This window comes from Nocardia sp. CS682 (genome assembly GCF_004634405.1).
Taxonomy (GTDB): domain Bacteria; phylum Actinomycetota; class Actinomycetes; order Mycobacteriales; family Mycobacteriaceae; genus Nocardia; species Nocardia ninae.
In genome coordinates, this window is record NZ_CP029710.1 from 2,713,067 (window position 1) to 2,725,190 (window position 12,124).

Sequence of the window (12,124 nt, forward strand, 5' to 3'; positions counted from 1 at the left end):
TACTCCGAAAGCGGTGGACAATGTGAGCATTGTTGCCGGCGAAAAAGGCGAAATCTTTCGCGGTGCACTGTGCTTACCCATGAAATGCCTTCTGGTTGCTGGTTGGCCGCCGCGTGGCGCTCGGGATCAGGCGCTGCCGGTGAGCAGGCCGAGCAGTGGGGCCAGCCCACCCGCCGCCTTGCTGCCGGACGCCGCGCTACCGGTGACTGCCGAGCTGCCGGTGCTGAGCGCCTTCGCCAGCGGCGTGATCGCGGCACTGCCCGTCTCCAGGCTCTTCGCCAGCCCGCCGAGCGCGGCACTGCCGCTGTTCAGCAGCGCCAGCGGATCCTGCGAGGGTGCCGGCTTGGCCTTCGGCTTGCCCGCGCCGGGCTGCTTCTTCTTCGGCGGCTTCGCGGCACGAACCGTGTGGCTGTGCTGGCCGGTCTGCTTGCTGACCTGCTGCCCGCTCGCCGCCATGACCCGCTTCGCCGGAACCTTGGCAACATGATCGCTCGGGTTGGCCGTGGTGGTCGTCGTCGATTCCGCGACAGCCTGTCCCGCACCGGTATTGGCCGAGATGCCCAAGCCGATCAACGTTGCCGTCGACAAAATTGCCAATCGGGCCGGCATTTGATTTTTGCTAGGTGCGCTGTGCTTACCCATGAGACGCTTCTTTCGGAGTGGTCGATCGCGTGTCGGATCGCCTGTCCCCCAACGGCACAGGCTCGGTGCTGCCGAGTTCGAGCTACATATCGGGACCACCGAGCAACGTTGGTCGGGTGGCCTTGCTCGCCGGTGCCACCAGATTGTTGATCCCGCATTCGAGGGTAGAACTCGGCACAGCAACCCACGAGTTCTAAGTCGAATTCTAAAATCGAGTTGAGGGCTGATTAACAGCGACACAGGCGATCACGGACCGATCACACCCTGATCACATCGGATCACAACCGACGGACCGCACGCCCGCCTTGGCGGTGGACCTGACCGGCCGCACCCGCACCTGACGTGCTGCACAACGACGGAGACCACCGACCACGGGCATAGTTCGACCACTCGGTAGTGCACCGTCGGTGGACTACCGAGTGGTCGAGCCGCGCGACTACCGGAAGGGCGGCTCGTTGAAGGTGCGCAACTTGCGCGAATGCAGCCGATCACCCTCGGCGCGCAGCAATTCCACCGCACGGATACCGATCTGCAAGTGTTCGGAAATAGCGCCTTCGTAGAAGCGGTTCGCCTGCCCCGGCAGTTTGATCTCGCCGTGCAGCGGCTTATCCGAGACACACAGCAGCGTGCCGTAGGGGACGCGGAATCGATAACCCTGCGCCGCGATCGTGGCGCTCTCCATATCGATGGCGACCGCGCGGCTGAGGTTGAACCGCAGCGCCGACGCGGAGTACCGCAGCTCCCAATTCCGATCGTCGGTGGTGACGACGGTGCCGGTGCGCAGCCGCTCCTTCACCGCTTCACCCGGCATGTTGCTCACGATCTTGGCGGCGTCGTACAGCGCGCGCTGCACCTCGGCGATGCTGGGGATCGGAATGTCGGGCGGCAGTACCGAATCCAGCACGTGATCGTCGCGCAGATACGCATGGGCCAGCACGTAGTCGCCGATCGCCTGGCTCTCCCGCAGGCCACCACAGTGACCGATCATCAGCCAGGCGTGCGGGCGCAGCACCGCGAGGTGATCGCAGATGGTCTTCGCGTTCGACGGCCCGACGCCGATGTTCACCAGCGTGATGCCGCGCCGGTCGGCGGAGCGCAGATGCCAGGCCGGCATCTGATGCTTCTTCCACGCGACGTCCGAAGTGCTTGCCGTGCCGACGGTTTCGGCATCGATCACGGTGCCGCCCGCGCACGAGAGGCTGTCGTACGGGCTGTCCGGGTCGGCGATCTGCGCGCACGCCCAGCGCACGAACTCATCGACATACCGTGTGTAGTTGGTGAACAGCACGAACGGCTGGAAATGCTCCACCGGCGTTCCGGTGTAATGCTGCAACCGCGCCAGCGAGAAATCGGTCCGCAGCGCGTCGAAATGGCTGAGCGGGAGGGTGTCGATGGCATTGAAGATGCCGTCGGCGGTTTCGTCGCCGATGCTGGCCAGGTCGGTGGTGGGAAAGTACCGCGCCATCACCGCGGCCATCGAGCTGTCCAGCGCGAGCTCGCTGCGGTCGATGACGTACGGGAACGGAATCTCCTGCCGGGACGGGGACACCTCGATCCGCACGTCGTAGTCGCCCTCGATCATCTCCAATTGTTCCGTCAGATAATGGCGCAACAGGTCGGGGCGGGTGACCGTGGTGGCGTAGCTGCCCGGTCTGGTGAAGCGGCCCCAGGCGCGGGAGCGGTTCTTCGTCGGCGCGTCGCCGTCCCAGCTGATCCGCAGTTCGGGATAGACGAACAGGCCGTCGGCCCGGGCGGCGTCGTCGGGCACCGTGCCGTTCTCGACGAAGATCCGGATCGCATCCCGCAATGCGGCGACGGACCGCTGGTAGCGCGTTTCCAGCTGGTCCAAGGCGTCCGCGCTGGTCAACGAGGTGGTTGGTTGCCGACTCGGCATGTGTCTCCCTGCGTCGTTGTCGTTAGCCGTCGTATGGACACCGTATTTCACCGCGCCGACGAGCCGGCGTTCGCGCCGGTCCGAGGTACGCCGAAGGGCTCCGATGACCGGCCGCGGCAGTTCAGCGGGCGCGGGGCAGCCGAGCCAAGGCCGAGCGCACCAATTCCGAGAGCGCGGGCCATGCTTCGGCCTCGGGGTCGATGAGATCGAAGTGGTGGACGTGCGGCAGCACCACCGATTCGGCCGGGCTGTCCCGACTGAGCGCGACGGGCACGGTCTGATCGTCGCTGCCGTGCACCAGGAGCACACTGGGCGGCTCGGGCGGCAGCCGCACTTGCGGATCCAGGTCCGCATATCGGCGCGGCTGCTGTTCGGGAGTCCCGCCCATCCATGCCGTCACCGCGCCGTCGCCCAGGTTCAGCCGGGAGGCGCGCGCGAGATCCGCGACCGGCGCCAAGGCGAGCACGGCGGCCTGGCGTTCGTAAGCCCGGGTCAGCGCCAGCATCCCGCCTGCGGAGTGACCGACCCACAGCACCGGCTCGGTCAAGCGCGATTCGAGTAGGTCCAGGTCCGCGACCGCCGTCGTGGGGTCGCCCGGCGTACGCCGATACTCCATCAGCAAAACGTGCGCGCCCGCCTCGGCCAGGGCGCGGGCGAGCGGGCGAGCGTGGGTTCGATCGATGGTTTCCCGAAAGTAGCCGCCGTGCACGAGGACCACGGTGGGTCCGGGTTCGCCGAAAACCTCCGCCAGCTGGTCCGGATCCGGACCGTAGGAGAGGACAGTGCCGGGGTCGCCGCTCTCCCTGAGTAGTCGGTCCAGCGCTGCCCGTTCCTGGTAGTCGAAACTCTGCTGGTCCGTATCGGTCACCGGCCACTTCCCTTCCTCGAGCGCAAGTTATCAAAAGGTCTGCGCGCAAACCCTTCGAACGAGGGATCTGTGGCCTGTCGCGGGTACTCGAGGTAGGTTATTTATACGCGTATATAAACCGAACGGGAGCATGATGACCGCGATCGACCTTGCCGAGGCGAGACAGCAGTCCAGACCACCCTCGAATGCCGATTCCGTAGCGGGCCCGAGCATTTCGAGGCTGCTGCGGCCGCATCTCCCGAGTTTTGCCGCCGTGCTGATCCTTCAGGTGATCGGCGCGGTCGCGGGCCTGGCGCCGTTGCTCGCGATCGTCGAACTGGGGCGAATCCTGTTGTCGCCAGGCACGATCGAGCACGGCCACGTCTGGACGGTCGTGCTCGCGGGCGCGGCGGGCTTGTTCGTCCGGTTGCTGTTCACGGCCGCCTCGTCCGGCCTCGGGCACCTACTCGACAGCCAGGTGCAGCTGTCGTTGCGCAGACAGCTGGCCGCGCGGCTCGGCCGGGTGCCGATCGGCTGGTTCGCCCAGCGCCGCACCGGCGAGCTGGCCAAGGTGGTCGGCGAGGATGTCAGCGCCGTGCACCCGTTCATCGCGCACGCCCCCGGCGAACTGGTCTCCGCATTCGTCGTGCCGCTGGTATCGCTGATCTACCTGTTCACCATCGACTGGCGGCTGACACTGATCACGCTGATACCGGTGCTGCTGGCAATCGCGTTGGTGCCCTTGCTGATGACGCCGACCCGGCTGCGTGAGCAGGCGGAGTTCGATACGGCGATGGGGCGGATCGCGAGTTCGGTCGTCGAGTTCGTGCAAGGCATCTCCGTGGTGAAGGCCTTCGGCGGATCCGGGCGCGCACACAGTAAGTTCCGCACCGCCGCAGACGATTTCGTAGACACCTTCCTGCGCTGGGTGCGCGGCGTCTCCGCTGTCGCGGCGGGCATGCAGTTGGTGCTCTCGCCGCCGTTCGTGTTGCTCGTCGTGCTGATCGGCGGTACGGCGCTGGTCACGAACGGCTCGATGACCCCCACCGACCTGCTGCCCTTCCTGCTGCTCGGCCTCGGGCTGACCGCGCCGGTAGCCGCGCTCGGCCACGGGTTCGACGACATGCAGACCGCCGGGCGGGCACTCGGCCGGGTCAAGGATGTGCTTGCGGTACAGCCACTTCCGGAGCCCGCACACCCGGTCGCGCCGAACGGGCACCGGGTGGAACTGCGGGACGTTCGATTCGGTTACGAACCCGGCAGCGAAGTGCTGCGCGGCATCGATCTGGTACTCGAGCCGGGGACGGTCACCGCGATCGTGGGGCCGTCGGGCAGTGGGAAGTCCACGCTGGTTCAGTTGTTGCCGCGGTTCTTCGACCCGACGCACGGTGCGGTGATCCTGGGCGGGGTCGATCTGCGCGAGCTCGGTAGCCGCGAGCTCTACCGGACCGTCTCCTTCGTCTTCCAAGATGTCCGTCTGTTGCGCGCCTCGATCGCGGAGAATATCGCGCTCGCGGTACCCGAGGCCGACCTCGACGAGGTGGTTCGAGTCGCCAGGCTGGCGAACATCCACGAGCGGATTCTCGAGCTGCCGCGCGGCTACGAGTCGGTGATCGGCACCGATGTGGAACTGTCCGGCGGTGAGGCACAACGGGTTTCGCTCGCCCGGGCACTGCTGTCCGCCGCGCCGGTCCTGGTGCTCGACGAGGCGACCGCCTTCGCCGACCCGCAGACCGAGCAGGCGGTGCGCGGCGCGCTGGCGACGCTGGCGGGCGATCGGACGATTCTCGTCATCGCCCACCGCCTGGAGACGGTCGCCGACGCGGACACGGTCGTCGTGCTGTCCGACGGCGCGATCGTCGAACGTGGCAGACCTGCCGAATTGCTGACCCAGAACGGAAAGTTCGCCGAGTTCTGGCGATCCCACCACTGCGCGATCGCGGGTGGCGCACTACAAGGAGACGAGCTCCGATGATCCGAATGCTGTTGCGGGTGCTTGGCAACGAGTACGCCCGGCCGATGCGTCGCACCGTGGCGCTGATGACGATCACCGCGGTGGTCGAAGGTTTGTCCTACGCGCTGCTGATTCCCGTGCTGCGGGCCCTGTTCGGGAGCACGCCTGCGGACGCGTGGCCCTGGCTCACCGCGTTCGGGGCAGCAGTCGCCGGCTACGCGATCCTGCGTTATCGCAGTGACTTGTCCGGCTTCCGTGTCGGGGCCGCGCTGTTGCGCGGGATGTATCACCGGCTCGGCGATCACCTGGCCCGCCTGCCCATCGGCTGGTACAGCAGCGGCCGGGTCGGTGCGGTGTCCGTCCTGGCCAGCCGCGGGCTGCTGCAAGCGATGAGCGTGGCGGCACATCTGCTGGCGCCCTTCGTCTCCGCCTCGGTGACGCCGCTGACGATCGTTGTCGTACTGCTCGCCTTCCACTGGCAGCTGGGCCTGGCCGCATTGGTCGCCGCTCCGGTCGTAGTGGCGGTCCAGATCTGGACCGCCCGCTCGATGGCCGTCACCGACGCCGAAGCCGCCGAACGCAGCCACACCGCATCCGGGCGGGTCATCGAATTCCTCCAGGCGCAACCGGTGCTGCGGGCCGGCGGCCGGACCGGGGAACGCTTCGAGTTGCTCGACCACTCGTTGCGCGAAGTCCAGCGCGCGGCCCGCCGTTCGACTCTGTCGGCGCTGCCCGGCGCAGTCGGCCTCGCTTTCGCCGTGCAGGCGATGTTCACCGCGCTGCTGATCCTCGGAACCTACCTCGCCCTCGGCGGAACCCTCGGCGCCGCAGAGCTTTTGGCGACCCTGGTCCTCGCCGCCCGGTGCGCCGATCCACTGCTGTCGCTGTCGGACATCGGCGGCAAACTGCGCGGCGCGCGAGCCGAACTGGTCCGGCTCGACACGGTGTTGCGCACCGAGCCGCTGCCGGAGCCCCACGACCCGATCCAGCCGGTGACCCATGACCTGGAGTTCGCGTCGATCACCTTCCGGCAGAACAACCGCACCCTGGTCGACGACGTGTCGCTGTCCCTACCCGAAGGACAGCGGCTCGCCATCGTCGGACCATCCGGCGCGGGTAAGAGCACGCTGCTCCGGTTACTCGCCCGGTTCTACGACGTAGACAAGGGTGCAGTGCGCGTCGGCGGGGTGGGCGTCCGCTCGATCAGCACCGAGGCACTGATGGCGCGAATCGCCATCGTCTTCCAAGACGTCTATCTCTTCGACGGCACCATCGAGGAAAACGTGCGCCTCGGCCGCCCCGACGCCGACGAGGCCGAGGTGCGCGCAGCAGTCAGCGCCGCGCGGCTGGACGAAGTGATCGACCGACTACCCGCCGGCTGGTCGACGAACGTCGGCGAAGGTGGCGCACTACTGTCCGGCGGTGAGCGCCAACGCGTTTCGATCGCCCGAGCCCTCCTCAAGAACGCGCCCATCGTGCTGCTGGACGAGGTCACCTCCGCACTGGACCCGGTGAACGAGGCGGCCGTGCACGAGGGAATCGAACGTCTGCTGGCCGGCCGAACCGTGGTGATGGTGGCGCACCGCCTACGCACCGTGCGCCGCGCCGACCACATCGTGTTCCTGGACGGCGGCCGCATCGTGGAGCAAGGCAGTCACGACGAACTGCTACAGCGCGGCGGACGCTACGCCGACTTCTGGAACCTCTCGCTGACTCCGGTAGGCGACTGAGGTGGACGTGCTTGCTCCGGACCTCTCGATCGACGCAGAGCTAGGGCGGTGCCCGCGAGCAGTGCGACGGTGAGCCAAATGTAGGCATTGCGATAGAGCACCGTCGGCTGGGCGCGGGCGGCGTAGTCGAAGATGCTGACCAGGGTGGGATCGAGGAAGGCGAGGACACCGCCGGAGGTGACGAGGGCCGTCGCCAGGAAAACCAGGGGTGTGACGAGACCGCCGCGGCGCAGCGCCAGGTCGCCCAGGCAGATCAAAAGGGGTGCGAGCCAAACCCAATGGTGCACCCAGCTGAACGGCGAGACCGCTGTCATGGTGACACCGACGCACACCACCGCGGCGAGTTCGCGCCCGGCCTGTGACAACCGCCGCGCCAGGTACAGGCAGGTCGCCGCCATCGCGGCCGCGCCTGCGAGCCACAGCAATTGGTGGGCACCCTCGACGCCGACCGAGCGGGCGATCAGGCCGCGCAGCGATTCGTTGGACAGGTTCGCGGGCACGCCGACGCGGTCCGGGTCGACGAAGGCGCCACTCCAGAACGTCACGGAATCCTTCGGCAGCACGGCGAAACCGAGGACCAGCGTCGCGGCGCACGCACCCACCGCCGTCGCCGCGGCGCGATAGCGGCGGGTGACCAGCAGGTAGAGCACGAAGAAGGCAGGAGTCAGTTTGATACCGGCGGCGATACCGGTCAGCACGCCCTTCCAGCGCGACGTGTCGGGCAGCGCCATATCGGCGATGACGAGCAGCAGCAGGAAGATATTGATCTGGCCGAACGCCATGGTCTGGCGGATGGGTTCGCACCACAGCAGTAATCCGGCGATAGAGACAGCCGCCATCACTGACCGTGGCTCTCGCCGATAGCCGAGCATCGACAGCGCCGCCCAGCACGTCGCGGCCAGCATGGCGAAATTGCCGAAGCCGCCGAGGAGGGTGTAGAGGTCACCGTGCAGCCAGCGCAGTGGCACGAAGAGCACCGCGGCGAAGGGCGTGTAGACGAACTCCCACACGCCCCGGGTGTTCCCGAGCAGCGGACTGTCGTAGACCGAAACCCCGTGGCTCACCCGATCGCCGGCGATCTGATAGACGCTCAGATCGATCAGGTGCAGCATCACCTGCCGATGCTCGAGCACCTGCACCAGGTAGTACCCACCAGCGACCACCCCGGCGAGCACGATCGTCCACCACACCGGCGGCGCGATGCTGCGGGGCACGTTCGGCGCGGACGACGTTTCGGTGTGCTCGATCGTCGATGTCGACAAACCCACTCCCAGCTATCGGACTCCGTTCGCGCCAACCCACGCTAGTGGCAGCTCCGCGCGGTTTCCACCGCAGCCGCAACTGGGTACCCGGTACGCCCGCAACCGGCTCGGCACACCGGTCAGGAATCGAGAAGCGCCAGGAAGTGCCCAGCACATAGCGTTAGTGCCATGAACACCACCACTGAACAGATCACCATCGACTCCGTCCTGCTCGAGGTGCCCGACGCCACCGCCGCCGCGGCCTTCTACGCCGCCGCGTTCGGCCTCGGCGACAAACTCCGCTTCCGCACCTCCGAGGCGCCGACCAGCGGTTTCCGCGGCTACATCCTGTCGCTCGTGGTGTCGCAGCCGAGCACCGTCGACAGCCTCATCGGCACCGCGCTCGAGGCGGGCGCCACCACGGTGAAGCCGGCCAAGAAGAGCTTCTGGGGTTACGGCGGCGTCATCCAGGCGCCGGACGGCGCTCTCTGGAAGATCGCGACCTCCTCGAAGAAGGACACCGGACCCGCCACCCGCGAGGTCGACGATTTCGTCGTGCTGCTCGGCGTGGACAACGTCAAGGCGACCAAGCAGTTCTATGTCGACCACGGCCTGACCGTGGCGAAGAGCTTCGGCAGCAAGTACGTCGAGTTCGACGCCCCGGCCGCCGCGATCAAGCTCGCCCTCTACGGCCGCCGCGCCGCCGCCAAGGACGCGGGCGTCCCCGAGGAAGGCACCGGCTCGCACCGCCTCGCCATCGTCAGCAACGCGGGCCCGTTCGCCGATCCCGACGGATTCGCCTGGGAGACGATCTGACCGGCGGCTGCTGAGATGTCGGCCAGGTGGGCTCGTCGCCCGCTGGTTTTCGCACCGCCCGAGCACGCCACCTCGTGAGCGTGTCCTCGCGAAGGAACTGGGCTGCAACGCAATCCACGGGAAGTCGATTTCCGAGACGGCACCCTCGCCGGTCGACTACTCGAACAGGGCGATAACGTCGAAGCAGGCCATGCGAAGCACGTAAACTCTCACCCGAAGTGGCTTGTCGCGACACCGTGGCACGACAGTCCCTCGCAGCGCTTCTCCGGACACACGGAGTAGATGTGACAACCAACGCGAAGTACGGGCAGAGCGGGTCAGGCCAGCGCGTGTTGTCGGGCGATTCCGTTGCGGGACCGCGGCGATTGGCCGATCTGGCCCTCCAGTTGGGCGATCTGGCGCGTTACCTCCAGGAGCAGGGCGGCATCGACGAGACGTTGCAGTGCATCGTCGATACCGCGGTGCAGACCGTACCTGGCGCCGAATACGCGGGGTTGTCGGTCGTCGAAAAGCGCGAAACCATGCGCACACTCGCGGTCTCCGCCGATCTGGTCAACCAGGTGGACCAGGCGCAGATCGACTGCCGCCAGGGGCCGTGCATGGATGTGCTGCACAAGAAGCACACCGTCTTGTTGCCGAAAATGGCGGAGGAACAACGCTGGCCGCATTTCGCCGCCCGCGCTGCCGAACTCGGCATCGGCAGCATCCTCGCGTTCCAGCTCTACGTCACCGGCGACGACCTGGGCGCGCTCAACCTGTACTCCCGCCGGACCGAAGCCTTCACCGACGACTCCGAGCAGGTGGGTCTACTCTTCGCCACGCATGCCGCGGTCGCGATGGCCGACGCCCAGCAACGGGCACGCCTGTCCCGGGCGATGAGCACCCGCGACCTGATCGGCCAGGCCAAAGGCATCCTCATGGAACGCCACAAACTCTCCAGCGACCAAGCCTTCGCCCTGCTGGTACGGGCCAGTCAGCGCACCAACATCAAGCTCGCCGACGTCGCCGAATATCTCACGCACAGCGGCGAACTCGTCACCTCCACTGATAGCCGCCAGCTCTGAGTGGGCGTAAAGTGGGATCCGTATGTCCGTGAGTCGAAAAGCGTGCCGCGGACATACACCGGTCGCGTCGATTCGACCGGACCAGGAGAATCCGATGGCCACTACCCCGCACCCCGGTGGACCCATCACCACGTCGCCCCGGAAACGGACACCTCGCCAGGCACTGCGCCTCGAAGCCGAATTACCCATCGACTCAACCGAATTCGACGACCTCGACGCCCGCCTGGTCCGACACCTCTTCGACGTAGGTCTACGCCTACACCACCTCGAAGAAGTCTTCGACCACCCCGACCCCACCCCCCAACACTTCCGCACCGCAGGCGCCCAGGTACAAGAACTCATCGACGACCTCGACGGCCTGATCCGAGACACCGGCCTAGCCGTCCTGGCCCGCCTCTCCGGCAAAACGCGCTGAACGCCCAACCGCAACGAACGCCGATACCTTCGTGGAAACCCGTCACAGATGCGCCACTCCGTACCCCCTAAGTGATTCCATGCGGTAGCTTTTCAGAGTCGGTGTGGCGTCCCGAGCGGGCGTCGCCGAAGGGGTTGTCGGGGTTCGCGGCGATGCGGAAGGGGGTCGTGATAGAGGGCGATGACCTGCGTGGGCGCTGTGCTGCGGTACCCCCGATCGGGGGAGCCAGGGTGGCGGCGCCGCTAGTACCCTGAAGTGGGACTCGATACCGGATTGCCTGCGCCGTGGCCGTGACTGCACTTGGCTGCGCGGCGTATCGGAAGCATGTGAAACCCGGGAGGGGAATCTATGACCAGTGGGGGCAATGTCGGTTCGTCCCGGGCGGGAACCCTATCCGCACCGAACTTCACGGGCTCGCCGTCGTACTGTTCGAAAATTGTCGAACTGCCGATCAGCGAGCTACTGCCGTCGGATTCGCCACCACGCACGGCGGGCGAGAACACCGATCACACCCGCATTCTCGCCGAGTCGACGACCGCGCTTGCGCCGATTGTGGTGCGCCGCGCGACGATGCAGGTTGTCGACGGCTGGCATCGACTGTGCGCGGCTCGGCTGCGCGGCGAAAAGACTATCGCCGCAGTGTTTTTCGAGGGTGGCCCCGAGGAAGCGTTCGTGCTGGCGGTCAAGCTGAATACGGCGCACGGCCTGCCGCTGTCGCTGGCCGAGCGGAAGGCCGCCGCGCTCCGGATTTTGATGTCGTATCCGGACTGGTCGGATCGAGCGATCGCCGCCATCGCGGGGGTTTCGCCCAAGACCGTCTCCGCCATCCGCAGGCGGTCGACTGTGGAAGTTCCACAGTCGACCGGTCGGATTGCTCGCAACGGCGTGCGGCATCGGTCCGGACCGCAGGGCCGGCAACGCGCCGCCGAGATGTTCACCGCCGACCCCACCGCGTCGGTGCGGAAAGTGGCTGTGGCAGCGGGTATCTCGGTCACCACCGCCAAGGATGTGCGCAAACGGCTGCACAGTGGTCAGAATCCGGTGCCGCTGCGCCGCTCGGCGCGGCGTTCGACGGCCACACCCGAACCCGCCGAGCGGTCCGATGCCCGAACTCCGGCCCCGCAGCGGGTGATCTCCGCGGAGATGCTGCAGCAGCTGCGCAAGGATCCGTCGCTGCGTTTCTCCGAAACAGGGCGAAAACTGCTGCGGTGGCTGGAGTTTCCGTTCGACGACGACATCGAATGGGACGACGTCGTCGGCAATGTGCCGAGTCACTGCGCGCCGCGCGTCGCCGAGCTCGCCCGGCGACGCTCCCAGGACCTGCAACGCCTGGCACAGCGACTCGAGCAGCACACCCGCGGCGCCTTCTCCGCGTAAGAGCCTTCGAGGGCCGAACCCGGCCGTTCGTACAGCAACCACGCGCTTCCAAACACGCTGTCAGGCAATGCCTTCCGCTGCCTGGGCACCCCGCGACAACAGGCACAGGCGCCAGCACGAGGGGAGACTTCAGCGGCCCCGACA

The 12,124-nt window shown here is 67.0% G+C and carries 10 protein-coding genes; 6 read left to right on the top strand and 4 right to left on the bottom strand.

Features of this window, described 5'->3' with window-relative positions; genetic code table 11:
- Positions 1-126 precede the first annotated feature (126 nt).
- From DMB37_RS12145 to DMB37_RS12155, 3 genes are all read right to left on the bottom strand, one after another.
- The gene (locus tag DMB37_RS12145) at positions 127-609 is read right to left on the bottom strand and encodes a hypothetical protein (RefSeq protein ID WP_135232787.1); all 483 of its coding nucleotides are present in this window, start codon (positions 607-609) and stop codon (positions 127-129) included.
- Between the two features lie 469 nt (positions 610-1,078).
- Entirely contained in the window at positions 1,079-2,536 is a 1,458-nt protein-coding gene (locus tag DMB37_RS12150; protein ID WP_135232788.1) for an AMP nucleosidase, read from the bottom strand.
- A 121-nt stretch (positions 2,537-2,657) separates the two neighbouring features.
- A complete protein-coding gene (locus DMB37_RS12155) occupies positions 2,658-3,404 on the bottom strand; it encodes an alpha/beta hydrolase (RefSeq protein WP_206055236.1) in 747 nt (248 codons plus the stop codon).
- 253 nt (positions 3,405-3,657) lie between these two features.
- On the opposite strand from DMB37_RS12155, the gene DMB37_RS12160 reads away from it, so the two are divergent.
- The gene (locus DMB37_RS12160) at positions 3,658-5,358 is read left to right on the top strand and encodes an ABC transporter ATP-binding protein (protein ID WP_240772359.1); all 1,701 of its coding nucleotides are present in this window, start codon (positions 3,658-3,660) and stop codon (positions 5,356-5,358) included.
- Positions 5,355-7,067 (top strand): ABC transporter ATP-binding protein, encoded by a 1,713-nt coding sequence (locus tag DMB37_RS12165; RefSeq protein ID WP_135232789.1) that lies wholly within the window; start codon positions 5,355-5,357, stop codon positions 7,065-7,067. The genes DMB37_RS12160 and DMB37_RS12165 overlap by 4 nt, the downstream gene beginning before the upstream one ends.
- Here the strand turns inward: DMB37_RS12165 and DMB37_RS12170 are convergent.
- On the bottom strand, positions 7,022-8,329 hold the full coding sequence (locus DMB37_RS12170) for a glycosyltransferase 87 family protein (protein ID WP_240772360.1): 1,308 nt from the start codon (positions 8,327-8,329) through the stop codon (positions 7,022-7,024). The genes DMB37_RS12165 and DMB37_RS12170 overlap by 46 nt on opposite strands.
- Positions 8,330-8,497: 168 nt before the next feature.
- Here DMB37_RS12170 and DMB37_RS12175 point away from each other — a divergent pair, with 168 nt between their 5' ends.
- From DMB37_RS12175 to DMB37_RS12190, 4 genes are all read left to right on the top strand, one after another.
- Positions 8,498-9,124, top strand: coding sequence for a glyoxalase (locus tag DMB37_RS12175; protein ID WP_135232790.1), 627 nt, complete (start codon positions 8,498-8,500; stop codon positions 9,122-9,124).
- 284 nt (positions 9,125-9,408) lie between these two features.
- A complete protein-coding gene (locus DMB37_RS12180) occupies positions 9,409-10,188 on the top strand; it encodes a GAF and ANTAR domain-containing protein (RefSeq protein ID WP_206055237.1) in 780 nt (259 codons plus the stop codon).
- Positions 10,189-10,282: 94 nt separating this feature from the next.
- Entirely contained in the window at positions 10,283-10,603 is a 321-nt protein-coding gene (locus DMB37_RS12185) for a hypothetical protein (protein WP_135232791.1), read from the top strand.
- Positions 10,604-10,951: 348 nt separating this feature from the next.
- Complete coding sequence (locus DMB37_RS12190; RefSeq protein WP_135232792.1) at positions 10,952-11,980, top strand: ParB N-terminal domain-containing protein; 1,029 nt, start codon at positions 10,952-10,954, stop codon at positions 11,978-11,980.
- Positions 11,981-12,124 lie beyond the last annotated feature (144 nt).

What these genes read in the sequence shown, in the direction of transcription:
- DMB37_RS12145 (WP_135232787.1), bottom strand. Translation starts at nt 609, where the DNA reads ATGCCGGCCCGATTGGCAATTTTGTCGACGGCAACGTTGATCGGCTTG.
- DMB37_RS12150 (WP_135232788.1), bottom strand. Translation starts at nt 2,536, where the DNA reads ATGCCGAGTCGGCAACCAACCACCTCGTTGACCAGCGCGGACGCCTTG.
- DMB37_RS12165 (WP_135232789.1), top strand. Translation starts at nt 5,355, where the DNA reads ATGATCCGAATGCTGTTGCGGGTGCTTGGCAACGAGTACGCCCGGCCG.
- DMB37_RS12175 (WP_135232790.1), top strand. Translation starts at nt 8,498, where the DNA reads ATGAACACCACCACTGAACAGATCACCATCGACTCCGTCCTGCTCGAG.
- DMB37_RS12185 (WP_135232791.1), top strand. Translation starts at nt 10,283, where the DNA reads ATGGCCACTACCCCGCACCCCGGTGGACCCATCACCACGTCGCCCCGG.
- DMB37_RS12190 (WP_135232792.1), top strand. Translation starts at nt 10,952, where the DNA reads ATGACCAGTGGGGGCAATGTCGGTTCGTCCCGGGCGGGAACCCTATCC.